Source organism: Pseudomonas sp. TE3910 (assembly GCF_056279025.1).
Genome location: NZ_JBWBQN010000001.1, coordinates 1,381,809 through 1,407,378, shown reverse-complemented (window position 1 = coordinate 1,407,378; position 25,570 = coordinate 1,381,809). Strand labels below are relative to the sequence as shown.

Annotated in this window: 23 protein-coding genes and 2 pseudogenes; 12 read left to right on the top strand and 13 right to left on the bottom strand. The window is 60.2% G+C overall.

Annotated elements, in window-relative coordinates:
• Window positions 1–26: 26 nt before the first annotated feature.
• From ACZ9H3_RS06180 to ACZ9H3_RS06160, 5 genes are all read right to left on the bottom strand, one after another.
• A complete protein-coding gene (locus ACZ9H3_RS06180; protein WP_102051910.1) occupies window positions 27–1,166 on the bottom strand; it encodes a GGDEF domain-containing protein in 1,140 nt (379 codons plus the stop codon).
• Window positions 1,167–1,371: 205 nt separating this feature from the next.
• Entirely contained in the window at window positions 1,372–1,776 is a 405-nt protein-coding gene (locus ACZ9H3_RS06175; protein ID WP_099775169.1) for a DUF488 domain-containing protein, read from the bottom strand.
• A 12-nt stretch (window positions 1,777–1,788) separates the two neighbouring features.
• Window positions 1,789–2,202, bottom strand: coding sequence for a DoxX family protein (locus tag ACZ9H3_RS06170; RefSeq protein ID WP_099775168.1), 414 nt, complete (start codon window positions 2,200–2,202; stop codon window positions 1,789–1,791).
• A gap of 35 nt (window positions 2,203–2,237) precedes the next feature.
• On the bottom strand, window positions 2,238–4,508 hold the full coding sequence (locus ACZ9H3_RS06165; RefSeq protein WP_476220115.1) for a putative bifunctional diguanylate cyclase/phosphodiesterase: 2,271 nt from the start codon (window positions 4,506–4,508) through the stop codon (window positions 2,238–2,240).
• Between the two features lie 170 nt (window positions 4,509–4,678).
• Window positions 4,679–4,990: a hypothetical protein gene (locus ACZ9H3_RS06160; RefSeq protein WP_065758650.1), complete on the bottom strand. Its 312-nt coding sequence runs from the start codon at window positions 4,988–4,990 to the stop codon at window positions 4,679–4,681.
• 711 nt (window positions 4,991–5,701) lie between these two features.
• On the opposite strand from ACZ9H3_RS06160, the pseudogene ACZ9H3_RS06155 reads away from it, so the two are divergent.
• From ACZ9H3_RS06155 to ACZ9H3_RS06140, 4 genes and pseudogenes are all read left to right on the top strand, one after another.
• Window positions 5,702–5,977, top strand: a pseudogene (locus tag ACZ9H3_RS06155) (methyl-accepting chemotaxis protein); the annotation flags it as partial.
• A gap of 3 nt (window positions 5,978–5,980) precedes the next feature.
• Entirely contained in the window at window positions 5,981–6,373 is a 393-nt protein-coding gene (locus ACZ9H3_RS06150; protein ID WP_371917191.1) for a CZB domain-containing protein, read from the top strand.
• 69 nt (window positions 6,374–6,442) lie between these two features.
• A complete protein-coding gene (locus ACZ9H3_RS06145; RefSeq protein ID WP_099775165.1) occupies window positions 6,443–8,089 on the top strand; it encodes a SulP family inorganic anion transporter in 1,647 nt (548 codons plus the stop codon).
• A 36-nt stretch (window positions 8,090–8,125) separates the two neighbouring features.
• A complete protein-coding gene (locus ACZ9H3_RS06140; RefSeq protein WP_476220114.1) occupies window positions 8,126–8,320 on the top strand; it encodes a hypothetical protein in 195 nt (64 codons plus the stop codon).
• Between the two features lie 6 nt (window positions 8,321–8,326).
• On the opposite strand, the gene ACZ9H3_RS06135 is transcribed toward ACZ9H3_RS06140, so the two are convergent.
• Window positions 8,327–8,815, bottom strand: a complete 489-nt coding sequence (locus tag ACZ9H3_RS06135) for an outer membrane lipoprotein (protein WP_158240123.1) — start codon at window positions 8,813–8,815, stop codon at window positions 8,327–8,329.
• A gap of 227 nt (window positions 8,816–9,042) precedes the next feature.
• On the opposite strand from ACZ9H3_RS06135, the gene ACZ9H3_RS06130 reads away from it, so the two are divergent.
• Complete coding sequence (locus ACZ9H3_RS06130; RefSeq protein WP_102051907.1) at window positions 9,043–9,732, top strand: VIT1/CCC1 transporter family protein; 690 nt, start codon at window positions 9,043–9,045, stop codon at window positions 9,730–9,732.
• A gap of 32 nt (window positions 9,733–9,764) precedes the next feature.
• Here ACZ9H3_RS06130 and ACZ9H3_RS06125 read toward each other — a convergent pair whose 3' ends face one another.
• From ACZ9H3_RS06125 to lpxO, 3 genes are all read right to left on the bottom strand, one after another.
• Entirely contained in the window at window positions 9,765–10,331 is a 567-nt protein-coding gene (locus ACZ9H3_RS06125; protein WP_102051906.1) for a GNAT family N-acetyltransferase, read from the bottom strand.
• A 72-nt stretch (window positions 10,332–10,403) separates the two neighbouring features.
• Window positions 10,404–10,742 carry a carboxymuconolactone decarboxylase family protein gene (locus ACZ9H3_RS06120; protein WP_065758655.1) on the bottom strand — a complete coding sequence of 113 codons (339 nt, stop codon included), beginning with the start codon at window positions 10,740–10,742 and terminating at the stop codon, window positions 10,404–10,406.
• Window positions 10,743–10,889: 147 nt separating this feature from the next.
• Window positions 10,890–11,789 carry a lipid A hydroxylase LpxO gene (gene lpxO, locus ACZ9H3_RS06115; RefSeq protein ID WP_065758656.1) on the bottom strand — a complete coding sequence of 300 codons (900 nt, stop codon included), beginning with the start codon at window positions 11,787–11,789 and terminating at the stop codon, window positions 10,890–10,892.
• Between the two features lie 227 nt (window positions 11,790–12,016).
• Here lpxO and ACZ9H3_RS06110 point away from each other — a divergent pair, with 227 nt between their 5' ends.
• A complete protein-coding gene (locus ACZ9H3_RS06110) occupies window positions 12,017–12,214 on the top strand; it encodes a co-regulatory protein PtrA N-terminal domain-containing protein (protein ID WP_145991779.1) in 198 nt (65 codons plus the stop codon).
• A gap of 51 nt (window positions 12,215–12,265) precedes the next feature.
• Here ACZ9H3_RS06110 and ACZ9H3_RS06105 read toward each other — a convergent pair whose 3' ends face one another.
• From ACZ9H3_RS06105 to ACZ9H3_RS06095, 3 genes are all read right to left on the bottom strand, one after another.
• Window positions 12,266–12,589: an AzlD domain-containing protein gene (locus ACZ9H3_RS06105; protein ID WP_099775162.1), complete on the bottom strand. Its 324-nt coding sequence runs from the start codon at window positions 12,587–12,589 to the stop codon at window positions 12,266–12,268.
• Window positions 12,586–13,284, bottom strand: a complete 699-nt coding sequence (locus tag ACZ9H3_RS06100) for an AzlC family ABC transporter permease (RefSeq protein WP_102051905.1) — start codon at window positions 13,282–13,284, stop codon at window positions 12,586–12,588. Before ACZ9H3_RS06100 ends, ACZ9H3_RS06105 begins: the two co-directional genes overlap by 4 nt.
• A gap of 102 nt (window positions 13,285–13,386) precedes the next feature.
• Complete coding sequence (locus ACZ9H3_RS06095) at window positions 13,387–14,034, bottom strand: sel1 repeat family protein (protein ID WP_371918267.1); 648 nt, start codon at window positions 14,032–14,034, stop codon at window positions 13,387–13,389.
• Between the two features lie 349 nt (window positions 14,035–14,383).
• Between ACZ9H3_RS06095 and ACZ9H3_RS06090 the strand changes: the two genes are divergently transcribed.
• The 3 genes from ACZ9H3_RS06090 (at window position 14,384) to ACZ9H3_RS06080 (ending at window position 19,787) form a co-directional block, all read left to right on the top strand.
• On the top strand, window positions 14,384–16,744 hold the full coding sequence (locus ACZ9H3_RS06090) for a DNA polymerase II (RefSeq protein WP_476220113.1): 2,361 nt from the start codon (window positions 14,384–14,386) through the stop codon (window positions 16,742–16,744).
• Window positions 16,745–16,992: 248 nt separating this feature from the next.
• Window positions 16,993–17,547 carry a DUF4174 domain-containing protein gene (locus ACZ9H3_RS06085; RefSeq protein ID WP_102051902.1) on the top strand — a complete coding sequence of 185 codons (555 nt, stop codon included), beginning with the start codon at window positions 16,993–16,995 and terminating at the stop codon, window positions 17,545–17,547.
• Window positions 17,548–17,693: 146 nt separating this feature from the next.
• Window positions 17,694–19,787 (top strand): TonB-dependent siderophore receptor, encoded by a 2,094-nt coding sequence (locus tag ACZ9H3_RS06080; protein WP_476220112.1) that lies wholly within the window; start codon window positions 17,694–17,696, stop codon window positions 19,785–19,787.
• A 157-nt stretch (window positions 19,788–19,944) separates the two neighbouring features.
• Here the strand turns inward: ACZ9H3_RS06080 and ACZ9H3_RS06075 are convergent, their stop codons facing one another.
• Window positions 19,945–21,282, bottom strand: coding sequence for a spinster family MFS transporter (locus ACZ9H3_RS06075; RefSeq protein WP_476220111.1), 1,338 nt, complete (start codon window positions 21,280–21,282; stop codon window positions 19,945–19,947).
• Window positions 21,283–21,544: 262 nt separating this feature from the next.
• On the opposite strand from ACZ9H3_RS06075, the pseudogene ACZ9H3_RS06070 reads away from it, so the two are divergent.
• From ACZ9H3_RS06070 to ACZ9H3_RS06060, 3 genes and pseudogenes are all read left to right on the top strand, one after another.
• Window positions 21,545–22,631, top strand: a pseudogene (locus ACZ9H3_RS06070) (alkene reductase).
• On the top strand, window positions 22,628–24,481 hold the full coding sequence (locus ACZ9H3_RS06065) for a long-chain-acyl-CoA synthetase (protein WP_476220110.1): 1,854 nt from the start codon (window positions 22,628–22,630) through the stop codon (window positions 24,479–24,481). The pseudogene ACZ9H3_RS06070 and the gene ACZ9H3_RS06065 overlap by 4 nt, the downstream one beginning before the upstream one ends.
• Window positions 24,474–25,559 carry an MBL fold metallo-hydrolase gene (locus ACZ9H3_RS06060; RefSeq protein ID WP_476220109.1) on the top strand — a complete coding sequence of 362 codons (1,086 nt, stop codon included), beginning with the start codon at window positions 24,474–24,476 and terminating at the stop codon, window positions 25,557–25,559. The genes ACZ9H3_RS06065 and ACZ9H3_RS06060 overlap by 8 nt, the downstream gene beginning before the upstream one ends.
• Window positions 25,560–25,570 lie beyond the last annotated feature (11 nt).

Sequence of the window (25,570 nt, the reverse complement as noted above, 5' to 3'; positions counted from 1 at the left end):
GTATTCTCGTTAAAAGGACGAGGAGGTTACTCGGCCGCAACCACCTGATTGCGGCCGAGGGCCTTGGCGCGATACATGGCTTTGTCGGCATTGTTCAACAGGTCGTGCAGGTCCATATCCTCGGCACTCGCCGAGGCTACCCCGAGGCTGGCGGTAAGGCGTTGTGTTCGTGTTTTTTCGAGCATCAAGGGCATCTCGGCAATCGATTTTCCGAGCTGTTCGGCAATGCGTAGCGCTGCCTCCAGGGTGGTATCTGCCAGCAGTACCGCGAACTCCTCACCGCCAAGCCTGCCGTAGACGTCCGATTCGCGAAAGGACGCCCGGATCACTGCACCTATTTGGCGCAGAACCTCATCACCGGCCTGGTGGCCGTGTGTGTCGTTGATCTGCTTGAAGTGGTCGATGTCCAGCACCAGGGCGCAAAGAGGGCGCTGATTGCGCTTGCAGTAGCTATAGAGTTGTTGGGCGTGCTCGAAAAATGCGCGGCGATTGTTCAGGCCGGTGAGTTCGTCGGTCTGCGCGGCATAGCTGGCAATGCGGTGTGCATGCTCCATTTCATGGGTTAAACGAAAGGCTTTCTCCAGCGCCTCGGAGAGCTCGCGCGTCGCCCGCACGATGGATGCCGAGAACAGCAGAGCGGCGATGGCCATGCCGACCTGCATCGCTGAGGGTTGAAGCAGTAGCCAGAGCGTGCACGGCAGCAAGACCAGCCCCATGGCCGACAAGGTCATGGATCGGTACGCCGAGTAGCAGGACACGGCGCTGCCGGCCATGCCGACGGTAAACAGCAGTACGATCGCCTGCGCCAGGAGGTCATCACTTGGCATTATCGCCAGCGCGCCGAGCCCCCAGAGGCCGGCAGAGAGCACCAGGGTGATCCAGTACTTGCCTTCCCAGCGGTCAGGAATGCGTTCGCGCTCATGGCTGCGAAAGTAGGCCAGGAACAAGCCGATGCGCAGCAGTGTTGCGCCACCGAGCAGTGAGATCCATAACAGAATGACGGATTGATCCGCACGCTCCCAGCACAGCCAGCAGAGCATACAGGCGGCAATGAAGCTGCCGACCACCGCCGTTACAGACTGACGGAACAGCAGATGCAAGCGGTCGGTACGAACTTGCTCGGCAATGAGCACATTCTGGTCATGCTGTAGTGCAAAAGGGTTCATTCGCGCCGCCCAATCATGACACTGCTCCATCAGCGCAGTTGGGGGATGGTTGACTGTCATCGACCCAGGCGCGCGAGTGCTAAAACCTTACGAATATAAAGGATAACTCAGCGACGTATCTATGCAATCCAGAGGCCACCCGGAAAATACCGGAAAATAGCCAACCTGCGTCATGTACAAGCCCCTAAAACCCACTTCACTTTCATCAGTACTCTGGGAAGTCACCCAGGTAGCACACAGGCGAGCTTGCGCCTGCCGATCGATCAAGTGCCTCTTCCAGCCAGTCGGCGAGGACCACGGCATTGTTTGCCTGCGGATCCCTGGCTGCGAACACAAGGGTAAGCGTACCCTTTTCGGCATGGGGCAAAAGCGTTTGCCAATACTCCGGATGTGCGGCCAGCTCTTGCCGATAGGCCGCGGTGAACTGGGCAAAATCCAGTTCACCGGACTTGAAGGCCTTGCGTAAGTGCGTAGAGGGTGCAACGTCTTGCAGCCACGCGTTCAGCAACAGCTGGTCTTTCCGACAATTTCGCGGCCACAGCCGATCAACCAGAACGCGGTATCCGTCTTCCGCGGCTGCTGGGGTGTAGGCGCGTTTGCACTGAATCATGGGGGGATCGGGTTACTGCCGATCGACCGAGAACTTGCCTGCGCCTGTCACGCTGAGCAGCAACAAGCCTCCCATGATGCTGATGTTCTTGTAGAACTGGATCATGTTGGCGGCCTTGTCGGGCTCAGGCATGCTCCAGAAGGGATGGCCAATGAGTGCCGTCCCCAGCACGAACAACGCCATCAATGCCGCCAGTGGCCGGGTAAAAAAACCGACTATAAGGGCAATGCCGACGAAGAACTCCATCAGTATTGCGATCCCTGCTGCCACGGGCGGCATCGGTGCGCCAAGCGACGCAAGATAGCCTGCAGTACCTTCGAAGTTGGTCAGCTTGCTCCAGCCAGACATGACAAAAATAGTCATCAGCAAAAGGCGTGCGATGAGGATGATCAAGTCTTTCTGCTGTTCAAACAGGGTGTAACGCATGGTCTTTACCCGATGCTGAATGTAATGCCATGAGTCTAGTCATTGCGTCGCCGAGTGCCAGTACGCGCAAAGGCTGAGGTGAGTACCTGCAGCCAGCCCATCACCGCGTCTCTAAGCTGTTCGCTGTGTTGAACAGGCGTTGCATCTGGTCGGCCGGTCGTGGCTGGCTTAAACCAGTAACCCTGGCCATAGTGGCAGCCTTCATTGAGCACAAAATCGAGTTGTGCCGGGGTTTCGATGCCCTCGGCGACGACTTCCAGGCCGAGGTTCCGGCCAAGGCCGATGATCGCCTGGCTGATCGTGCCTTGTTTGCTATTGAACGGGATACCGCCGATGAAGCTCTTGTCCAGTTTGAGAATGTGCAGTGGAAAGCGCGTGAGATAGCCGAGTGATGAGTATCCGGTGCCAAAGTCGTCCAACGCCAACAATACGCCCAGGCTGGCCAGTTCATTCAGGCAGGCCAAGGTGTTCGAGTCCTCATTGATCAACTGGCTTTCGGTAATTTCCAGGATCAGGCTGGCAGGGGGCAGGCCGCTTTCCTGCAGGATATCGATCAGCCTGGGGGTGAAGTCGGTTTGTTGCAGTTGCAGGCTGGAAATGTTCACCGAACAGCGGATGTGCTCATGTCCTTCCATCTGCCAGGTGCGGGTCTGCTGGCAGGCCTGGCGCAGTACCCATTCGCCGACGTGGATGATTTCTCCTGATTCCTCCAGCGCTGGAATGAACTCCAGGGGTGAAATCAGGCGTTCATCCTGGCGCCAGCGCAGCAGCGCTTCCACCCCGCACACCTGTGGTACCCCTTGGTCCAGGCGATAGATCGGTTGGTAGTGCAGTTCGAATTCATCGTGCTGGAGTGCCTGGCCCAGCGCGGACTCCAGTTCCAGATGGTGCTGTGCATCGTCCTGCAAGGCTTCACTGTAGTGGGCAAAGCGTGCCTTGCCAGCAGATTTGGCGCTGTAGAGGGCAAGGTCGGCGGCCTGCACGACATCCAGCGCCTTGCCATGTTCGTGCATGGGGGCGATGCCAATACTGGCACTGACCACAAGGGTATGGCCGTCGATATGCAGCGGCTGATGCAGGTTGTCCAGAATGCGCTGGGAGATGTGTTCGGCGTCGAGGCTGCAGCTGAGGTCGCTAAGCAGGACGATGAATTCGTCGCCGCCGAAGCGGAACAGTTGATCACTGGGACGCAGCGCGTTTCTCAGGCGCTGGGCCACTTCGACCAGCACGCGATCACCGACACTGTGGCCCAGGCTATCGTTGATCAGCTTGAAGCGGTCGAGGTCGATGAACAGCAGAGCTTCGTAGTCGCCGCCCCTGCGTTCTTTCATGATGGTCTTCTGCATTTGCTCATCAAGGCGTATGCGGTTGGCCAGACCGGTCAGCGGATCATGGTGAGCGGCATGCATCAGGCGTTGCTCGACGTCTTTGCGGGCACTGATATCGGACTGCGAGCCGGCCATGCGTAACTGGCCCGGTGTGGTGACTTCGGCGACCCCGCGTACCAGTACCCAGGTATAGTCACCGTTGCTTTGGCGGATACGGTACTCATGGTGCACGAGGGCGGTCCGCCCTTGCAGGTGAGCATCGATGGCTTGACGAAAATCCGGCAAGTCGTCCGGGTGAACGCGGTTGAACCAACTGGCACTGCTCTCGCCCATGCTGTCGCGGCTGAGGCCGAGCATGCTGGCCCAACGCTCGGATACATACAGTCGATCCTGGTCGATGTGCCAGTCCCAGATGCCGTCGTTGGCACCGCGCAGTGCACGGGCAAAGCGTGCTTCGCTGTCTTCCAGCGCCTTGTGCTGCGCTGCGCTGTAAGTGTCGATGGCCAGGGTCATGTCGAAGAACACGGCCTTCAACAGGCTTGAGTAAAGCGTGGCCTGATCGCTGTCACCGAATAGGCTGGCAAGCATATCGTCAAGGTACAGACGGTAGGTGCCCAGGTACCATTTCAACTCCAGGCCGACCTGTTGGTGGATCACGCCAATGCGCAGGCGGCTGTTGATGTAGGCATCATCGTAGAGACCAGCCCACAAGCGCTGGTAGTACTCCGCCTGGCTGTGCTTCAGGCGGGTAGTGATCTCGGGCGTGCGCAGCAGTGCAGACGGTGTGGCAAACTGCTCCAGGTGACGGTACAGCCGATTGATGAACGTCGGCTGAGCAGGGGCCATGCGCGCTGCTGCTGCGCTGAGACGCTCGGCATCCGCTGCGCTCCAGTCTAGAAAGCGAAAGCGCTCGGCGATTTCCTCTTGGTCGAGGCGAATACGTTTAAGCAACTCCGTCAGATCTGCTGTCACCTTCATTCACATGGCCCTGTACTTGTACAGATACGTTTTCTGCTGAAAAAAAAGCGCCGTGCCCCTGCATTCTGCTCAAGAACGCATGGTCACGGCGCTTCGTCTTTCAGGCCCGATGTCCTGCTCGGCAAAGCCGGCTCCCGCTTCTAGCGGAACCTACTGATGGCATAATTACATCATTCTGGATTGTCTGACAACTTCTCCAGCAGCCCAACCAGACGCCGCCGTAACATCCCCAGTTCGCGGGATTTGAAGGCATGACGCGTCTGCTCCAAAACCTCGGTCGTTTCGACCAAGGCCGCGTGTACTCGCCCGGTCGACCCGAGGTGCGCGTCACCTAGCCAGCGACAAAGGGGGGCGGCACTGCAATCACTCGGTACAACCAGCACCTCGCAGTCTGGCGCGATGTTAGCCAGCAGCGGGCGTAGCTGGTCGGCTAGCACTTCATTGCTGCAGATGATTCGGGCTGCCTGGTTGGACTCGTACATGGCACTGCATCCCTACGAAGGTGGACGGGCTATGTACAGCAACGCCTGTTGCAGTTCACTGACATGAATCAACGTTCAAGCCGACCGTGCTCAGTTGCTGCTGTTTGATATGTGCGCCTGCCTCATGGTTGATAACAGTATTGAATACTTGGATGATGGCTGATTGATGTCAATGCTGCGTCAGTGTGACGCGTTTAAAGTTCCTCGATACGATCAAGGTGCACCGACTTCAGGCCCGCGTTTTGATTACTGACACCATGACGTTTGGCACACGGGTGCTAAGGAGCGGTTGCGATGTTTAGTGGTAAATGGCGAACGCGAGTTGCCGAGCAGGACGATGAGCTGGTCGCGTTGCGCCGAGAAAACGAAGCCTTGCGCCAGGAAAACCGGCAATTGGCCGATCTGGTTGCCCAGACCCAGGCCGAACAGGCTGCGCTCAATGGTTACAGCCGCTACCAGAGTGAGCTGCATGACAAGCTGGGCATGTTCGATGAGTCCATGAAGCAGACCCGTGATGGCGTGGTCCATCAGGCAGAAATTCTGCGCGGCGAAGTGGACCACCTCAAGGCCAATAGCGGTGTATTTGCCCAAACCTCCGAGATGCTGTCCTCGTTCTCCAGTTCGCTCACGCACATGGCAGAGCAGGGCGTGAGCAGCGTGGAGAGTGTCAGCCAACTCAAGACCCGCGTGAGTGAGATCAGCAACATCGTTGGCTTGATCAAGGCGATTTCTGACCAGACCAACCTGCTGGCACTGAATGCGGCCATCGAGGCGGCGCGTGCCGGTGAACAGGGCCGTGGTTTTGCAGTGGTTGCCGATGAGGTCCGGGCGCTGGCGCAACGCACCCATCAGGCGACCCAGGACATCAGCGTCCTGGTGGATGGCATCAACACCGATACGGCGGCGGCAAGCGCCTCGATCGGTAACCTGTCCACCGAGGCAACCCGCCTGGCCAGCGATGTGTCGTCGTCGGCGCAGACCCTGGATGAAATGGTGGTGATGGGCGACCACATGACCGGCTTGATCGAGAATATCGCGCTCAGTTCGTTCTGTGAGGCGGTCAAGCTTGATCACCTGTTGTTCAAGTTGATGGTCTATCTGCGCCTGTTCAATCAAGACCAGAACCTTGAGCTCTCGGACCACAAGAACTGCCGTCTCGGGAAGTGGTACCTCACGCCTGAAACCCAGGAAACCTACCGAAATGATCGGTCATTCAGCCAGCTCGACGATCCGCACCGTCTCTGCCACGAGTCCGCAAGCGAGGCGTTGCACAAGGCGCAGCACAAGGATTGGAATGCCGTGGTGCAGTCGTTGAACAGCATGGAAGTCGCGAGCTTGAAGGTTAACCAGGTTCTGGTTGCGCTGGCTAACCGGGACGCTTAGTAGAGGAATGCCGCGTACGGGTCGCACTCATGCTACTAGTATGAACATGCAGCCGTTAAGGAGCCTGGCATGATTGCGATACGTGAAGCATGGAAAGCCGGCTTGTTCGGGCGCGAGCATTGGCTAGGCAATCTGGTGTCCGGGGTGGTTGTCGGGGTGGTTGCACTGCCGTTGGCCATGGCGTTTGCCATCGCCTCGGGAGTCAAGCCCGAGCAAGGCATCTACACCGCAATCATTGGCGGCCTGCTGGTGTCGATCTTTGGCGGCAGCCGGCTGCAGATTGCCGGCCCGACGGGGGCATTTATCGTCATCCTGGCAGGTGTCACCGCGACCCACGGTGTCGAGGGCCTGCACATTGCCACGATGATGGCCGGCGTCATCCTGTTGCTGCTGGGCATCACCCGCCTGGGTGCAATCATCAAGTTCATCCCGGACCCGGTGATCGTCGGTTTTACCGCGGGCATCGGCGTGATCATCTGGGTGGGTCAGTGGAAGGACTTCTTCGGCTTGCCGGCAATTACCGGTGAGTACTTTCACGAGAAGTTCTGGCATTTGCTGCTCGCGCTGCCGAACCTGCACATGGCCACGACGTCGTTGGCGTTGCTCAGCCTGTTCCTGGTGCTGATCACCCCCAGAATTGCAGCGCTCAAACGCTTTCCCGGGCCATTGGTTGCCATGGTGGTTGCGACGCTGATCCAGTCACTGTTCCACTTCGATGGCGTCGCCACGATTGGCAGTGCCTTCGGCGGTATCCCTCAAGGTTTCCCCGACTTCAACCCGCCGCAGATCACCCTGGCGCGTGTTATTGACCTGATTGGGCCTGCGTTTGCGATCGCCATGCTGGGGGCCATCGAATCGCTGCTTTCCGCTGTGGTTGCCGACGGAATGGCCGGCACTCGGCATGACTCCAATCAGGAGCTGATCGGCCAGGGTATCGCCAACCTGGCAACCCCTCTGTTTGGTGGGTTTGCCGCGACCGGCGCGATTGCCCGTACGGCGACCAATATCCGTAATGGCGGTACAAGCCCGCTGGCCGGTATTGCCCATGCCATTACCCTGGTCTTGATCATTCTGTTCCTGGCACCCTTGGCCTCGAACATTCCTCTGTGCGCCCTGGCGGCCATCCTGTTCGTTGTCGCCTACAACATGAGCGAGTTGAAACACTTCAAGCGTATGGTTCAACGTGCCCCGCGCGCTGATGTAGCGATTCTGCTCATTACCTTCACCCTTACCGTATTCAGCGATCTGGTGATCGCCGTGAACATCGGCGTGATTCTGGCGATGCTGCAGTTCATGCGGCGCATGGCATCCTCCGTCGAGGTGCAGCAGGTCGTCGAGCACGAGCTAGAACACGAGCTGCGCCAGAACGGTCACCAACACCTGCCGCCTGGCGTGTTGATCTACACCGTCGAGGGGCCGCTGTTCTTTGGTGCGGCGGAAACCTTTGAGCGTGCCCTGGCCCAGACGCATACCGATCCCGTCGTACTCATTCTGCGCCTTAAACACGTACCGTTCATGGACATCACCGGCCTGCAAATGCTCGAAGAAGTGATCCAGCAACTGCACAAACGGCACATTGTCGTAAAACTCTGTGAAGCCAATGCCAAGGTGTTGGGCAAGCTCGGCAGGGTAGGCATCCTGCAAGCCATTGGCAGCCAGCATTACCATGCGGCGTTCAGTGACGCACTGGCTGACGCTGCCGAGCTTGCGCGCTGACCTCGGACACAGGACGTTGCGCTGACTGCGTCATTTTTGTATCTACATTGGGAAGCGCCACACAAGGCACAGCACAAGGACTGGAATGCCGTGGTGCAGTCGTTGAACAACATGGAGGTCGCCAGCTTGAAGGTTAACCAGATTCTGGTTGCATTGGCTAACCGGGATGCCTGGTTCAAGCTCCCGGTCGACCGCTTTCTGCGACGCTCGTCAACGTGCTCACTGATGTAGCCCTGCCTAGTCCCGCTGCAATAATCCGTTCTGGATCCTGACACGGTCGCCAACTTTCAGACCGCCAGTCGAGCTTTGGTTCAGGGTCTGGTAGGAGCCGTTGTCCATGCGGATGGTAATCGCGTAGCTGGCAGGTTGCTGATTACGCTGTTCCAGTTGGTGTCCCACGTAGGCGCCGCCTGCTGTGCCCGCGACCATCGCAACCGTTTTGCCGGTGCCTGAGCCTACTTGGCTGCCGGCAAGTCCACCGGCGAGGGCACCGATCAGTGTCCCTAGCCCGTAACCCGTACCCGCCAAGCCCTGGTAGCCCTGATTGGCTGGGACAATCGATTGCACGACACCACGGCCAGAATAGGCTGATGTTGTCTGGATGACTTCTGGGCTGTTGTAGATCGGGGTTGAGGTGTTGTTTGGGGGATAGAGTTCAGCGCATGCGCTGAGGGTCAAGCCACAGGCCAGGCCAACGATGGCGTTGAACGTGTTCAGGGTACTCACTTCACATCTCCTCTTGTGCTGACTGCTGACTGCTGAGCGCGTGGGGGCATACAGAAAGGGCTTGGAACACGCGACCACACGCCATTCAACGACTGTGATCAACATTGCGCTCAATACCCGGAAACGTCGGTGCGGTAGCGCACAATGCGGGAGGGTGTTAAGTGCCTTGGGCGGACCGCATAGCGCTATGCTTGTACCGCGCTTGTTTTCTGCATAGGGAGTCACTCATGAGGCACATCGAAGTCCATAAAACTCATCGTATAGGGTGGCTGCGTGCCGCTGTGCTTGGCGCCAATGACGGTATTGTTTCCACTGCCAGCCTGATCCTGGGTGTGGCGGCGGCCGGCGCAAGTGCTGCAAGTATTCTGATCGCCGGCGTTGCAGGCCTTGTTGCGGGGGCGATGTCGATGGCCGCTGGCGAATACGTGTCGGTTAGTTCGCAGGCGGATACCGAGCGTTCCGACCTGGACCGGGAACGCAAGGAGCTGGCGGCTGATCCTGTACATGAACACGCCGAGTTGACCGAGATCTACGTTGGTCGCGGGCTCGATAAAGAATTGGCCAGCCGCGTCGCCACACAGTTGATGGCACACGATGCGCTGGGTGCGCATGGCCGCGATGAACTGGGCATTTCCGAAGCATTGGCCGCGCGACCGGTGCAGGCTGCCCTGGCCTCTGCAGGTTCGTTTTCAGTCGGTGCGGCACTGCCACTGCTGATCGTTCTATGGGTGCCGCAATCGCTGCTGATGTATGCCGTGGCTGGCAGTTCGCTGCTGTTTCTGATGCTTCTGGGGGTGTTGGCAGGCTACACCGGTGGCGCGTCTGTGGTAACGGCTGCAGCCCGCGTGACCTTTTGGGGCGCACTGGCCATGGGCCTGACGGCGGGGGTCGGTGTTTTGTTTGGCGTCACCGCTTGACGGGCGTGCGCCAGGTTATGTGGCAGCCGTAATCAACGGCCGCGACGCCGGGACACCACCGCCTCGATATTCTTGCGACCAATCAGTTTTGGCTGCTCATGCGGCATAGCTTCGCCTAGCCATTTGTACATCACCAGGCAGTCCACCAGGCCCAGGCGTGCGTGCTGGTAGGCCTTGGGCAGGCGTCCGACCACCTCGAAACCAAGCTTTTGCCAGAGGGCCACGGCCACTTCGTTGCTCGACACTACCGAGTTGAACTGCATCGCCATGAAACCGTTATCGCGGGCCAGTTGCTGAGAGTGTTTGCACATCGCCTGCGCTACGCCTCGGCCGCGTGCGGCCTCGGTAACCATGTAGCCGCAATTGCACACATGGGCGCCTGGGCCGGCGGCGTTGGCCTTGAGGTAATAGGAGCCCAGCAGTTCGCCGTTTTCCTCGGCTACCAGGGTATGCAAGGGCATTTCCAGCCACAGTTGGCGTGCCTGTTCGACAGTGATAGCGGGGTCGAAGGCATAGGTTTCGCGGGCGCCGACGATGGCCTTGAAGGTCGGCCAGAAGTGCTCGAAGTCGGCGGCGGTCATGGGGCGGATGTGAATCATGCTGTTCTCGGAGGGGGCGTGCGGGTTGGCTGGCTGCAACGGACGTGTCGCGCCAGCCTGGCGATGGCGGGATTATGGCTCGACCTTGCCTACCGCATCCAGTGCCCGTGCCGAGTAAACCAGTGCTGCACCCGCGTTCATCGCGATGGCAACGCCCAGTGCTTCGGCAATTTCTTCCCGGGTGGCACCGTGTTTCACGGCCTGTGCCGAATGCACGGCAATGCAGCCATCGCAACGGGTCGTGACGGCCACGGCCAGAGAGATCAGTTCGCGGGTCTTGGCGTCGAGGTGGTTGGTTTTTTCGCCGGCAGCACTGGCGGTCAGGTAGCCGCTGACCGTGTCCGGTGAGAGTTGCTTGAGGTCGCGAATGCCGGCCGTCAGCTGTTTACGGTACTCGTTCCAGTCCAACATGGTGTTCACCTTGTGTGTTTCGACAAAATGAACAGTGAAGCTAGTTTTTCGGCAGTTGCTGCGCCGTTGGTCGATAGGCGCAGGGCAGGGACGTGGGCAGTCTTTGCAAGACGTGGGCGCCGACTGTGTCGGCGCCGCCATAACGGGTCAGATATAAATGAAGATCAGCGCCAACACGGCCACTACCGCCCATTTTTCGGCGTAGTAACGTGCGCGGTTGCGTTTCTTCAGTGCCTTGCCGCGCTCGCGGATCTTGTAGATCCGGGTGAACAGGCGGTTGATGCCGCCGGTCTTGTCCCCGTCAGCGTTCGGCGCGGCAGCCGCGGCCATGACATTGCGGCTGAACCAGCGGTTGAACGCAGTGGCCCAGCGGTACTTCAGGGGACGCTCGATATCGCAGAACAGAATGATGCGGTTTTGATCCGTCTGGTTGGCGGCATAGTGAATATAGGTTTCATCGAACACGACACCTTCACCGTCACGCCAGTGGTACTTCTCACCGTCCACGTCGATGTAGCAGTCCGGGCTGTTGGGGGTGTCCAGGCCCAGGTGGTAGCGGTAAGAACCGGCATAGGGGTCGCGGTGACGAACCAGTTTCGAGCCCGGTGGCAGGGTGGCGAACATGGCTGCCTTGACGGTGCCGATACCTTGCAGCAGCTCTGTGGTACGTGGGCACAGCTTCATCGCCGAAGGGTGACTTTCGCCATACCACTTCAGGTAGAAACGTTTCCAGCCACTTTTGAAAAATGAGTTGAAGCCCACATCGTCATAACGCTGCGAGCTTTTGATTTCGCCGACATTCAGGAGCTGTTGGGCCTCTTCGCGGATGGCTTCCCAGTTGTCCTGCAGGGGTTTGAGCTCGGGAAATGAATCGGTGCTGAGGTAGGGCCGGGCGGGCAGCCTGGAGAACAGGTAGAGGAAGACGTTGACGGGCGCCAGGAAGCTGGAGTGGTCGCCCAACTGACGGGTCAGTTTGTGTCGAACGCGACCGCGCAGGTGGACATAGGCAATCGAAAAAACGAACAGAAGAACGAGAAATAGTTTCATGCACGGTTACTTGTCGGTGTGGCTATGAGCCATTGCGTAAGTGCGCCAGCATAAACAATCGCGCCTAGTCTTTGAACATATTGTTACTGTTTGACAGGTCGACTTATGTGCAATATCCAGCCGGGATTTACCCGTTAATCAGCCGATAATCCTACACCTCGACACTGCCTGGACTCACTTTCGAGTGCCGCACCGCGTGTGGCAAATCAGTCATTGGAGAAACCCGTTTGAAATGTTCCCGACTTGCCCTGATGGGTGTATTGAGTCTTGCCTCTACGTTGGCCTTGGCCGAAGGCGGCAGTGATCGCCTGCAGGCGCGCTATGAAGCGATCTTCGCCGCTCAGCAACAAGCCCCTGACAACGTAGCCTCGGTCGAAGCCCCTGAGCAGGCCGCTGAACACACCGATGCCGAGTCAGAAGGCTAGTTACACAAGCCCGCTTGCCGGCGATGCTATCGTTGGCAAGCCTTCTCTGCTTCACGCCGCACCGTTCATCCACCAGCGAAAGACGAAGAAAAACGCCATGCTCAGCAGCATGCTGATCAAGGTGTTTCGGGTCAACAACACCAGCACGACCGCCACCATCGAGCCCACCAGGTAGGGGTTGGCCGGGTTGAGGTCAAGCTGGTGGTCGGGCATGAAGATGATCGGCCCGCAGATAGCGGTGAGCATGCCGGGCACGGCAAAACCGAGAAATTGCCGCGCATTTGAACTCAGGCGCAATGGCAGGCGGGGCTCGAGAAAGGCGTAGCGGTTGAGAAACACGACCAGCCCCATGCCGACGATCAGCAGGAAAATCATGAGCGGCCTCCGCTCAGTTTCTGGCAGATGAAACCGGCGCTCATGCCCAGCAGGCCGGCCAGCACCAGCGCTGTTTCCCAGTGCCAGAAACTGAACAGCACTGAACTGAACAGCGAAACCGCGACGCACACCACCGTTGGCAGGTTACGTACCAGTGGCGCAATCAAGGCTACAAACGTGGCAACGATGGAGAAGTCCAGGCCCAGTTTGTCCAGGTGCGGAATGTTCTGGCCCAGGACGATGCCGGCCAGGGTGAACAGGTTCCAGGCCACGTAGAAGGTCAGGCCTACGCCCAGTGCATACCAGCGGTTGAACTGTTGTTTGTCGTACTGGCTGGTCAGGGCGAAGAATTCGTCGGTCAGCAGAAAGCCCAGCCCCACCCGCCAGCGCACAGGCAGGTCAGAAATCACGGGGCGCATCGACAGACCGTAGAGCAGGTGCTGTGAGGTCAGTAGCAGGGTGGTCAGGATGATCGAAAACAGGTTCGCGCCGCCCTTGAGCATACCGATGGCAACCAGTTGTGCGGCACCGGCGAAGACAATTGCCGATAGCCCCTGACCTTCAAGGGGTGTCAGGTTGGCTTCAATGGCCATCGAGCCGGCCAGCAGGCCCCAGGGGGCAACGGCCAACGACAGCGGCAGGATGGCAATGGCGCCATGGATGAACGCCTGGCGGGCGAGGTGTGGGTGAGTCATGGTCTACAAACGCGACTGAATAGGGGGGCATAGCATGCCAGAGTGCCAGCTGCGCTGCTTGAGCGATCTTGTCAGGCTGCGAGCTGGCACATGTCATCCCACTCAGCGCTGGCTGGTCAGGCGATGCTGGGCGGTTGCGCAGCCATTGGCATCAACCGCCTTGCGGTACCACATCTGGCGCTGCGGTCGGTCGACGGCACCGAGCAGTCGATAGACCTCGGCCTGAAAGTCACGTTGCTGGCCCCATTGCAGCGTCAGCCCCCGACGACCTTGCGGTCGGCACTCCAGGCGCATGGCCGGTTGCGGGTAGTAGGTGGCATAGCGCGTGGCATCTTGTACGGCTTTCTTCAGCGCTGCCCGATAGGCATCGCTGTCGCGGTACTCGCTACACAGCGAGTTGATCTGCAGCGAGGCCGGTGCGAACCCCTGGCTGAGGCTGGCGGCAAGTAGCGGGCAGGCCTGTGCCGGTACTTCGGCGGGGCTCAGGTAGGTCATGTAGTAAAGCGCCAGTCGGTACTCGGCCACCGGGTGGTTGAGCGACGCTGCCTTGCGCAGCAGCTCCACACCTGGCGTCAGGGTTTGCACCAGTGTCGTGCCCTGGCGCAACAGGTCGTCCTGGGTTGCGTTGGCTTGCGGGCTGAAGGTACTGGCCTGGGTGTCAGCCTGCTCCAGAAACGGCAGGGCCTGGCGGTACAGCAGGTCGGCGTGAGGGTCGATAGGGCTGTCGGCCAGGCTCAGGCAAGGTGCCATTATCGAAAGCACCGTCAACAGACGCAGGCAGCGGTTCACTTCGCGCAACCTGTGAGCAGGGATGAGTGCTCGACGTGTACACGCCAGAGCGAAGCAGATGAGCCGACGACGGTATGCATGAGTCGATCCGATGGTCCAGCAGTGGAAAGGGCGTTACCTGATGCTCGCTATTCTAGCGGCTGCAGGCAGACAGCTGAAGTGATGCCTTATGCCCTGTCATACACCTTGTCGGCAAGCGGCCGCAGGGCCGCGTTATCGACATCGTTGCGGTTAAGCGCAGAGGACACGACGGAGCGGGTGACAGCTCGGGTAGAATCGAGGCTCACGATTCAGTTCAGGGGTTGCAGCGGTGGATGTACAACAGGGCTTCGTCCTGACCCGGCATTGGCGGGATACGCCAGACGGCACCCTGGTGGAATTCTGGCTGGCGACCGATGCCGGCCCACGCCAGGTGCGGCTGCCGGTGCAAACCTCCGTGGCCTTTGTCCTGGCCGAGCAGCGAGACCGCGTCGAGGCCTTGCTGGCTGGCGAGCGAGAGGTCGAGCTGCGCCCGCTGGACCTCTGTGACTTCCAGCACCGCCCCGTACTGGGCCTGTATTGCCGCCAGCACCGTCAGTTGATGCAACTGGACAAGCGCCTGCGTGCGGCCGGCATTGAACTGCTGGAAGCCGATGTTCGTCCGCCGGAGCGCTACCTGATGGAGCGCTTCATCACCGCGCCGGTGAGTTTCGCCGGGCGCGTCGACGCCAGCGGTGTATGGCTGGATGCTCAGCTCAAGCCCGAATCAGGCTACCGCCCACAGTTGAAGCTGGTGTCGCTGGATATCGAAACCACCGAACGCGGTGAGCTGTACTCCATTGCACTGGAAGGCTGTGGCCAGCGTCAGGTGTACATGCTGGGGCCGGCCAATGGCGACGACCAGACCGTGGATTTTGCCTTGGAGTATTGTGCCAGCCGTGCGCAATTGCTTGAGCGGCTGAATGCCTGGTTGGCCCGTCACGACCCTGACGCGATCATTGGCTGGAACCTGGTGCAGTTCGACCTGCGTGTACTTCATGAGCATGCTCAAAGGCTGAAGGTCCCTTTGATCCTCGGGCGTGGAGGCGAGCCGATGGAGTGGCGCGAGCACGGCAGTCGTTCTCATTTTTTTGCCGGTGCCGCAGGGCGCTTGATCATCGACGGCATCGAAGCGTTGCGTTCGGCGACCTGGAGCTTTCCGTCGTTCAGCCTGGAAAACGTTGCCCAGACCTTGCTCGGCGAGGGCAAGGCAATCGACACGCCTTATCAGCGCATGGACGAAATCAATCGCATGTTTGCCGAGGACAAGCCGGCTCTGGCGCGCTACAACCTCAAGGACTGCGAACTGGTGACACGGATTTTCGCCAAGACCGAATTGCTCACCTTCCTGCTGGAGCGTGCCAGCGTCACCGGCTTGCCCGCGGACCGCAGTGGCGGCTCGGTGGCGGCGTTCTGTCACCTGTACATGCCGCTGATGCACCGCCAGGGGTTTGTGGCGCCCAACCTCGGTGGCCGTCCGGACGAAGCCAGCCCGGGCGGCTTTGTCATGGACTCGCGCCCGGGCTTGTACGAGTCGGTACTGGTGCTCGATTACAAGAGCCTGTACCCGTCGATCATCCGCACGTTCCTGATCGACCCGATCGGCTTGGTCGAGGGCCTGCGCGAACCTGGCGATGCCACGTCGGTGCCAGGTTTTCGGGGGGCGCGTTTTTCGCGTACCCGGCATTGCCTGCCCTCGATTGTCGAGCGGGTGTGGCAGGGGCGTGAAGCGGCCAAGCGCGAGCGCAACGCCCCGTTGTCCCAAGCCTTGAAAATCATCATGAACGCGTTCTACGGGGTACTCGGCTCCAGTGGTTGCCGGTTCTTCGACCCACGGCTGGCATCGTCGATCACAATGCGCGGTCATGAAATCATGCGTCGCACCCGCGAGCTGATCGAGGCCCAGGGGTATGAAGTGATCTATGGCGATACCGACTCGACCTTCGTCTGGCTCAAGCGCACACACAGTGAAGAGGATGCAACGGCCATCGGCCGACGCCTGGTGCAGCAGGTCAACCTGTGGTGGCAAGCACACCTGCAGGCAGAGTACGGCCTGACAAGCGCTTTGGAGTTGCAGTTTGAAACCCACTACCAACGCTTTCTGATGCCGACTATCCGAGGTGCCGAGGAGGGTAGCAAGAAGCGCTATGCCGGCTTGGTGCGCCGTGCAGACGGGCGTGACGAGATGGTCTTCAAGGGCCTGGAAACCGTGCGTACCGATTGGTCGCCGCTGGCCCGGCAGTTCCAGCAGGAGCTCTACCAGCGCATCTTTCTGCGCCAGCCTTACCAGGCTTATCTGCGTGACTATGTGCGGCAGACGCTGGCGGGTGAACGGGATGAGCAACTGATCTACCGCAAGCGCCTGCGTCGACCCTTGGCGGACTATCAGCGTAACGTCCCGCCGCACGTGCGTGCCGCGCGCCTGGCCGATGACTACAACGACCGTCAGGGGCGTCCACGCCAGTATCAGAATGGTGGCTGGATCAGCTACGTGATCACCTTGGCCGGGCCTGAACCCCTGGAAAACCGCAACGCGATGATCGATTACGACCATTACCTGACCAAGCAGCTGCAGCCGATCGCCGATGCAATCCTGCCGTTTGTGGGCGATAGCTTCAGTGCCTTGATTGACCGGCAGATGGGGTTGTTCTAACGCCGGGTGCCTTCGCGTGGATTAGATGAAACTCGATGCTGCGAGCCGATGGACGGCAGCAAAGTGCGGACCATCAGCTATCCTCTGGTTCAATGGATTCAGCCTTTCATAGCACGTCGGGTGGGGCTTGGTCATCGGAGGTTACCGTTGTCTTGCGTACATGGTCGGTACAGTCGTTTAGGCTCGCAGGTCGGATCTTTCGTCAGGATTCGTAGCCTATGGAGCATTGAAACAAGAAGGAGATGCGTATGCTCACTCGTTCACTGACCCTTGCCACCCTGCTGGCTGTTGCCTGCCCCTTGATGGCCGCTGACAGTGACGGCCCCCTCGCTCTGGAGCGGGGTAGAACCCGACCCTTGATCATCATTGCGCCCAGTACGGTAGATCCGACGCTGGTCAGCCTGAAAAAGGCCCTGGATGAACCGGCCAACCGTCAGGCGTTCACTGAGCGCAACATGGTGCTGTTCACCATCGCCAATACCATCGGTCAACGCGACGGCAAGAACATGGACCCGCAAACCACCATGGCCTTGATTCGCGAGCTCAAGCTGGGTGCCAGCGTGGGTACCAAGGTGATTTTGATGGGCAAGGATGGCGAGAAAAAGCTCGAGCGCATTGGTACGGTTGAGCCCAAGGAGCTTTTCACCACCATCGATCAGTTGCCGGCCAGCGAGAAAGAAATGGTTACGACGACACCTGTCGTGACAGAGGCTGCGCCAGGCAAAGAGGGCAAAGAGGGCAAACCGGTAAAACCGGCGAAGCCAGCAAAACCGGCAGCGCCGCCCAAGCCGCTTGAAGACTGATCATCCCCGGCACGCCAGCCCAGTGCCTGCAGCAATGCGGCAGGCACTCACCGCGATACCCTCCTTCCAGTAAATGATTCTCGCTAAGCAGTAGGATATTGCTCGCTTTATTGTTATGTTATTACATATTTAATAAAGGAGCCCCCATGAATCACCCGCTAGGAAGGTTGTACCTTGGCCTGTCCGCAGGCCTGTTGAGCGTGCCTGTCACTGCCGAACAAACCATCGTCCTCGATGCCGTCACCGTCAGTGACAGTCGTTTTGAAGAGCGTGCCGATGGCCCGGTACAGGGTTATCGGGCCACGCGCTCCAGCACCGCGACCAAGACCGATACCGACATCCGCGACACCCCGCAGAGCATCAGTGTGGTACCCGCCCAAGTGCTCGATGACCTCAACAGCACCCGCATTGATCGCGCACTGGATTTTGCCGGGGGTGTATCGCGGCAGAACAATTTTGGTGGCTTGACCTTCCTCAACTACAGCGTGCGGGGCTTCACCACCGGCGAGTTGTACAAGAATGGTTTTGCCGTCAACCGGGGCAGCTACAGCGCGCCGGACACCTCCACTATCGAGCGTATCGAAGTGCTCAAGGGGCCTGCTGCCAGCCTGTATGGGCGAGGTGACCCCGGCGGCTTGGTGAACATCGTGACCAAACGGCCCGAGGCCGAAGCCTTCACCCGCTTCAAGGCCAGTGCCGGCAGTTGGGACCGCTACCGCAGCAGCCTGGATGTGAACACCCCGCTCAACGACGATGGTTCGCTGCTGTCGCGGGTGAACCTGGCGGTGGAAGACAACGGCAGCTTCCGTGACCATGTCGACAGCCAGCGGCGGATCGTCAGCCCGTCGCTGAGTTGGCAGCTCAACCCGGACACGCAACTGTTCGTCGATACGGAATTCTCCCGTACCGAGTCGGTGTTCGACCGTGGCATTGCGGCCGTGAACAACGAACTGGGTTCAGTAAAGCGTTCGACCTTTCTGGGTGAACCCAACGATGGCCGTATCCGCAATGACAATCAGACGCTGGACCTGGCGCTGGAACATTACCTCAATGACAGTTGGAAGCTGCGTCTGGCCAACCATTACACCCAGGGCACCCTCAACGGTGACAGCTCGGAAGCTTCACGGGTGGTGGGAACGGCCATCAGCCGGTTCTACCGTCAGCGGAATTTTGAATGGAACGACAACATCACCCAGGCAGAACTGCATGGCCGTTTCGATGTGGGCAATTGGCAACACCAGACACTGATTGGCCTGGAGTACGAGAACTACCGCAACAGCCAGAAGTACCCGCAAAGCGCTACGACCCTGGACTATGGCCTGGATGTTTACAACCCGGTGTATGGCCAACCCAAACCTGCCATCGTCAAGGCCAACGACTTCTTCGAGCGCACCGAAAGTTACGCCCTGAACCTGCAGGACCAGATCGTTTTCACCGAACGGCTGCGGGGGTTGCTCGGCGTACGTCTTGAACATATCGAGCAGACCGCTCAGAACCGAGCAACGCAGGTCAGTAACACCCAGGAAAAAGATGCCGTTACGCCTCGGGTGGGCCTGTTGTATCAGCTGACACCGCAGGTGGGGGTGTTCGCCAACGCATCGACCTCGTTCAAGCCTAACGGCATGGGCACCCAGGGCGAGGTCTACAAGCCGGAGAAAGGCCTGGGTTATGAAACCGGGGTCAAGCTCGACCTGTTCGACAGCCGTTTGGGCGCGACGATTGCGTTGTTCCAGATCGACAAGGAAAACGTCATCACCACCGATGCCAATGGCGACAGCATCGCGGCGGGCAAAGCACGCAGCCAGGGCCTGGATGCACAGTTCAGTGGCCAGTTGAGCGATGCCGTGCGCGTGATTGGCGCTTATGCCTACATCGACGCCGAAGTCACCAAAGGCGATGCCAGCGTGCCCAAGGGCAGCGACTTGCTGGGTATTCCCCGGCATAGCGGCAGCCTGATGGCGGTGTATGAGTTCCAGGACGGTGCCTTGCGCGGTTCTGACATGGGGGTGGCGGCCAACTATATAGGCGAGCGCTCGGGCCTTGCTGGCAGCGATTTCCGCTTGCCCGGTTACAGCACGGTCGATCTGTTGGCCCATTACAAGGCGACGGAGAAGCTTACGCTTGGTTTGAACCTCAACAACCTGTTCGATCGCACCTATTACGAGCGCAGCTACAACGCGGCGTGGGTCATGCCAGGTGATCCGCGCAACGTCAGTCTGAGCCTGGCCTTGAGCCTGTGATTCTGGCTTGGCCCCGTGTGCCAGGCTTGCCTGCGATGGCATCGGCAGGGTGTCAGTAGGTTCGGGGGGCCTGCATCGTTGGCAAGCCAACTCCCACAGGTGGGAGCAGGCTTGCCTGCGATAGTCTCAACTCGGTTCGCGTGCGTACCTGATGCCGTCAGGCGGTAACGGCCTGTGCGGGAGGGACAGCCAGCGCCGTTTGCTTCAACTGCTGTCGATAACGCGGCAGTGCCAGCGCCAGGAAAACCGCCGCCAGCACCAGCAGCGAGACGGAAGAGGCGAGTGCATAGCGCAGCGACTCGCCGCCCAGGGTCGGGATGAAGAAATCACTGAGCATGCCAATCAGCAGCGGGCCGACACCGACACCGAGCAAGGTCATCGACATCACAAAAATAGCGGTGGCCTGGGCCAGTCGTGAGGCCGGAAACAGGTGGGTGATCGCGCTCAGGCAGGGCGTCGCCCACCAGACACCGAAGAACCCGAACGCACTGTAGAACAGGAACGCTTGCGGTACGGCGATGCTGCCGATATGGAAGGCAACGCCTTGTGGCCAGAGGAAATAGGCCAGTGCAAAGGGGATGCTGATCAGCGTGCCCAACAGGGGTACACCGATTTGCCAGCCGACATCGCGCCGTGCCATTCGGTCGGTCAGCAGGCCGCAGGTCAGGGTGCCGATAGTCGAGCCGGTGCCGCCGACCACGCCGACCAGGAACCCAGCCTCCTGCAGGTTCAGGCCATGGGAGCGAATGAGGAAACTCGGGCTCCAGGTACCAATCGCATACCCGGCAATGGCCGCTGCACCGCCGGTGAGCACCAGCCACAGGAATGATGGCATCTGGAACAACTCGACCAGCGTCTTGAACCAGCCTTCCTGCTGCAGTGCCGCCTTGTTCAGGTGCGCTGGCGGCAGTGCAGGTTTTGGCGCGCGTACGGTCAACAGCAGGAGCAGGCCAAGGAAGATACCGGGGGCGCCGATCAGCAAGAAGGCGTAGCGCCAGCCGTGGTGCTGGGCGATCCAGCCGCCCAGGCCGAGGCCGACAATCGCACCCAGGCTTGAGCCCAGCATCAGCACGGCCAGTGCTGTCGAGCGGCGGCGTGCCGGGTACAGGTCCGAAACCATCGCCACTGACGGCGCGGTACCGCCGGCTTCACCGACAGCGACGCCGATCCGTGCCAGTACCAGCGTCAGAAAGCTGCCAGCCATGCCGCAGAGCATGGTCATCAGGCTCCAGGCGATGCAACTGAAGGCAATGACCGGTTTACGCCCGATGCGATCCGACAGGCGCCCCAGGGGGAAGCCAAAAACCGTATAGAACACCGCGAAGGTCACACCCGACAACAAGCCGATGCCGGTGTCCGATATGCCGAATTCGAGCTTCACCGGTTCGATCAGAATCGCCATCAACTGGCGGTCGATGTAGTTGAAAACGTAGATGCTGGCGAGCACGAAAAGCGCGTAATGCGTTCGCCATGTCACGGGGTTGGATGCGTTCACTGCGGGTGCTCCCGGTCTTGTTCTAGTGGGCTTGATCGTCAGTGCATCCGGCTGTTTTTTCATCGTCCGTTCAGACCATTTTTCCCGTAGTTGCGGGCATTTGGCTGCGATGTCCAGGCCGGTAAATCTAGTCTTGTCGGACGATGTTTCAGTTGCGTTCAAGGTGAATCATTCAGCCCATATCCGGTTCTGCGCAATCCCTGGCCACCTTGCGGTGAGCCGCTTGGCATCGCCGGAAACAATAAGACGTTAAGGAGCTGACATGAGCATCTTGTTCGAGCCGGTGTGCCTCGGCGAACTGCAGCTGGCCAATCGTATCGTCATGGCGCCGATGACCCGCAGTCGTGCCGATGCCGGTGCGGTGCCAAGCGCCGACATGGTCGAGTACTACCGCCAGCGTGCCAGCGCCGGGTTGATTGTTGCCGAGGGTACGGCGCCATCGGCCAGTGGCCTGGGCTATTGCCGTACACCGGCGATCTACACCGGCGAACAGATTGCCGCCTGGCGCCAGGTGACCCGTGCGGTGCATGACCAAGGCGGTCGCATCGTACTGCAACTGATGCATGTGGGGCGCGCTGCCAGCCATTACAACAAACCCGGCGGTGCGGCTACCGTGGGCCCGTCGGCGGTGCGCGCACGCACTCAAGTGTTCAGTGATGCCGTTGGCCTGGTAGACACCGATAGCCCGCAGGCGTTGACCCAGGAAGGCATCGCCGCGGTGATCGAGGACTACCGTCAGGCAGCGTTGAATGCGCGTGAAGCCGGTTTCGATGGCGTCGAGTTGCATTGCACCAGCGGCTACCTGCCGATGCAGTTCATGGCCTCGGGCAGCAACCAGCGTACCGATGCCTACGGCGGTTCGGCGAGCAACCGGGTACGGTTTGCCAAGGACGTGATCGAGGCCATGGCCGCAGCGATTGGCGCTGGCCGTGTGGGCTTTCGGATGTGCCCGGGCAACCCCTATAACGATATCGACGACCTCGACCCGGCAGGCACCGCTGTCGCACTCTGCGCCGCCGTGGCACCGCTGGGCCTGGCCTACCTGCACATCATGCGTTCACCGGTGGCGGGGCTCGATGCCTTTGCCCTGGGCGCGCGAGCATAGCGCCCATGGGCTGATTCTCAACGACGGTTTTGATGGCGCTTCGGCCCGCGCCGCGCTGGAAGCGGGCGAGGGCGCAGCGGTCTCCTTCGGTCGACACTTCATTGCCAACCCCGACCTGGTCGAGCGCTTGAAGCACGGCTTGCCGTTGGCCGGGTTTGACCGCAAGACCCTCTACACCTCTGGCCCTCGTGGCTATACCGACTACCCCGTCTATCAGACCGATGCACTGGAGGTGACGCCATGAGCCTGAGTAACCTGGCCAGCGTCCTGCCGAGCTGCCCTGTGCCCCGTGAACAGACCCAGGCGATTCTGGATCGACGTTCGGTAGCCAGCGCGCAGATCAAACCCCGTGACCACTACACCCTGGCCGATCGGCTCGAGCAGCAGGCCATCCGTCATGCCGATCGGGCGTTTCTGATCTATGGCGACGAAATCCTCAGCTACGCCGAAGTCGATGCGCGCGCCAACCAGATGGCCCATACCTTTTACGCCAACGGCCTGCGTGCCGGTGATGTCTGTGCCATCGTGATGGAAAACCGCCCGGCGTTCTTCTGCACCTGGTTTGGCCTGGTCAAGCTGGGGGTGGTGGTTGCGTTCATCAACACCCAGGTCAATGGCCGGCCCCTGTTGCATGCGCTGGAAACTACCGGGGCCAAGGCACTGGTGGTCGGGGAAGAGTGCCTGGCCAATGTCCAGGTTACCGAGGGCCTGCCTGAGCTGCCCTACTGGCTGGTACGCGACCCAGAGAACCCATGGCCCGAGGCGCTTCCCAAGGGGGTCGACGGGCATTTCGCTGCGCGCCTGGACAGTGCGCCACGCAGTGCCTTCCCCCGCGATGTGCGTGCGGACATCGAGGCCCAGGCCCCGACCTTGCTGATTTTTACCTCGGGTACCACCGGGTTGCCCAAGGCCGCCCGTTACAGCCATATGCGCTGGATGTCGTCTGGCGATGTGATGGAGGTAACGCTTCAGGCCACTAGCGACGACGTGTTCTATTGTTGCCTGCCGCTGTACCACGGGGCCGCCGCCACCTCGGTGACCTCGACCGCGCTACGTGCCGGTGCGAGCATCGTCGTGCGCCGAAAGTTCAGCGTGCGTGAGTTCTGGAGCGATGTCGCCCGTCACCGTATCAGCGTCTTCCAGTACATTGGCGAAATCTGCCGCTACCTGCTCAACCGGCCGGTTGTACCGGGTGAACGCGAACATAGCCTGCGCTGCATGCTCGGTGCCGGCCTGACACCTGAGTCGTGGCAACGCTGGATTGAACGTTTTGGACCGATCCAGGTTTTCGAGGGCTGGGGTGCCACCGAAGCCAACACCAACCTGATCAATGTCGACAACTATATCGGTTCGTGCGGGCGTATACCTGACTGGAACAAGACCAACCTGCGGCTGGTGCGCTTCGATGTCGAAAATGACTGTCATCCGCGCGACGAGAATGGCTTCTATCAGCTCTGCGAGGTCGGCGAAGTGGGTGAAGCCATGGGGTTCATCGTCGATCATCCGGATATCGGCGGTGGGCGCTTCGAAGGCTATACCTCGACCGAGGCCACCGAGAGCAAGATCCGCCGCAATGTCTTTCGCGAAGGTGATGCCTACTGGAGTTCGGGCGACTTGTTGCGCGAGGACGCCGATGGCTACTGCTATTTCGTGGACCGTATCGGCGACACCTTCCGCTGGAAGAGCGAGAACGTCTCCACCCAGGAAGTCGCCGATGCCCTGGGGGATCTGCCGGGCCTTGAACTGATCAATATCTACGGTGTGCAGGTACCGGGGCATGAAGGGCGTGCGGGCATGGCCGCAGTGCTGATGCAGCCGGGGCAGGTGTTCCAGCCCGAGGCCTTGTACGCACTCACCGAAGCGTGCCTGCCGCGTTACGCCGCGCCAGTGTTCGTACGTGTGACCGCTGCGGCGGACCTGACCAGCACCTTCAAGCTGCGCAAGGTCGATTTGCAGCGCCAGGGCTATTGCCCGATTGCCTGCAGCGATCCGTTGTTCATTCGTGATGAAAGCACGCGAACCTACCAGCCCTATTCGCCAGAGGTGTTGGCGCGAGTCGGTCTGGCGCCGTTCGCAGGTGCGCATCATGGCTGATCTGGACCCGAACGGCCATGAGCTGCGCAGCGGCCTGCGCTACCCGTGGCCGCAGGCCCCGGCCGCCGGGCAGGTCTGTGAAGTCGCGCCGGGGGTGCTCTGGCTGCGTATGCCGCTGCCGTTTCGTCTGGACCATATCAACCTCTATCTGCTGCGTCATGGCGATGGCTGGGTAGCGGTGGATACCGGCATGAACACCGCGCAAACCCGCGAGGTCTGGGAGCGCGTGTTGAGTGAGGCGTGCGCGGGGCTGCCGCTGCTGGCGGTGGTCTGCACGCATTATCACTCCGACCATGCCGGTGTCGCCGCCTGGTTGGCCGAACGCTTTCGCTGCCCGGTGTACATGACCGCCAGTGAATACCAGTCGTTGTACGTCAGCGTCCCCTCTGATCAGCCGCCCGGCTGGGACTTCCTGGCGTTCTACCGCAAGGCCGGTTTCAGCAGCGAGCAGGCCGCCCAGATGTACGAGGTGATCCAGAACGGGCATTTCCGTCCCGCGCATTTCAACAGTTACCGGCGCTTGCGCGACGGCAGCCAGCTGCGCATCGGCGGTCGCCTCTGGCAGGTAGTGGTCGGTCGCGGGCACTCGCCCGAACATGCCTGCCTGTTTGCCGAAGAGGATGGCCTGCTCATTTCCGGGGATCAGGTGTTGCCGCGCATCACCCCGACGGTCGGCGTGCATGCCACTGAGCCTGAAGCCGATCCGCTGCGCGACTGGCTGGCCTCCCTTGAGCGCTTGCGTGGCTTGCCGGACAGCGTTCTGGTTCTGCCGGCCCATGAACGGCCGTTCTTCAACCTGCATCAGCGCCTGGACCAGTTACAGGCCCATCACCAGGCTCACCTGGCGCTGCTGTTGGCCAGCTGTGAGGAGCCGCGTAGTGCGCTCGAACTGATGGCTGTGTTGTTCCCGAAGCTTTCAGGTCGTTTCGACGAACTGATGGCGCTGGGTGAAACGTTGGCGCATGCCAACTACCTCGTGGCCGAAGGGTCGCTGTTGCGGGAGGAACACCGCGGGCTTCACCAGTATCGGCGTTCCCCGCAGGGGGCACCTGCTGTCACCCCGCTCGTGGTGTTTTGAGCGGCCGGTGC

Bases quoted from the DNA above. Each gene is read 5' to 3' on its own strand.
- ACZ9H3_RS06180 (WP_102051910.1), bottom strand. From the start codon at position 1,166: ATGAACCCTTTTGCACTACAGCATGACCAGAATGTGCTCATTGCCGAG.
- ACZ9H3_RS06175 (WP_099775169.1), bottom strand. From the start codon at position 1,776: ATGATTCAGTGCAAACGCGCCTACACCCCAGCAGCCGCGGAAGACGGA.
- ACZ9H3_RS06170 (WP_099775168.1), bottom strand. From the start codon at position 2,202: ATGCGTTACACCCTGTTTGAACAGCAGAAAGACTTGATCATCCTCATC.
- ACZ9H3_RS06165 (WP_476220115.1), bottom strand. From the start codon at position 4,508: ATGAAGGTGACAGCAGATCTGACGGAGTTGCTTAAACGTATTCGCCTC.
- ACZ9H3_RS06160 (WP_065758650.1), bottom strand. From the start codon at position 4,990: ATGTACGAGTCCAACCAGGCAGCCCGAATCATCTGCAGCAATGAAGTG.
- ACZ9H3_RS06150 (WP_371917191.1), top strand. From the start codon at position 5,981: ATGGTGGTGATGGGCGACCACATGACCGGCTTGATCGAGAATATCGCG.
- ACZ9H3_RS06145 (WP_099775165.1), top strand. From the start codon at position 6,443: ATGATTGCGATACGTGAAGCATGGAAAGCCGGCTTGTTCGGGCGCGAG.
- ACZ9H3_RS06130 (WP_102051907.1), top strand. From the start codon at position 9,043: ATGAGGCACATCGAAGTCCATAAAACTCATCGTATAGGGTGGCTGCGT.
- ACZ9H3_RS06125 (WP_102051906.1), bottom strand. From the start codon at position 10,331: ATGATTCACATCCGCCCCATGACCGCCGCCGACTTCGAGCACTTCTGG.
- ACZ9H3_RS06120 (WP_065758655.1), bottom strand. From the start codon at position 10,742: ATGTTGGACTGGAACGAGTACCGTAAACAGCTGACGGCCGGCATTCGC.
- lpxO (WP_065758656.1), bottom strand. From the start codon at position 11,789: ATGAAACTATTTCTCGTTCTTCTGTTCGTTTTTTCGATTGCCTATGTC.
- ACZ9H3_RS06105 (WP_099775162.1), bottom strand. From the start codon at position 12,589: ATGATTTTCCTGCTGATCGTCGGCATGGGGCTGGTCGTGTTTCTCAAC.
- ACZ9H3_RS06100 (WP_102051905.1), bottom strand. From the start codon at position 13,284: ATGACTCACCCACACCTCGCCCGCCAGGCGTTCATCCATGGCGCCATT.
- ACZ9H3_RS06095 (WP_371918267.1), bottom strand. From the start codon at position 14,034: ATGGCACCTTGCCTGAGCCTGGCCGACAGCCCTATCGACCCTCACGCC.
- ACZ9H3_RS06085 (WP_102051902.1), top strand. From the start codon at position 16,993: ATGCTCACTCGTTCACTGACCCTTGCCACCCTGCTGGCTGTTGCCTGC.
- ACZ9H3_RS06080 (WP_476220112.1), top strand. From the start codon at position 17,694: ATGAATCACCCGCTAGGAAGGTTGTACCTTGGCCTGTCCGCAGGCCTG.
- ACZ9H3_RS06065 (WP_476220110.1), top strand. From the start codon at position 22,628: ATGAGCCTGAGTAACCTGGCCAGCGTCCTGCCGAGCTGCCCTGTGCCC.
- ACZ9H3_RS06060 (WP_476220109.1), top strand. From the start codon at position 24,474: ATGGCTGATCTGGACCCGAACGGCCATGAGCTGCGCAGCGGCCTGCGC.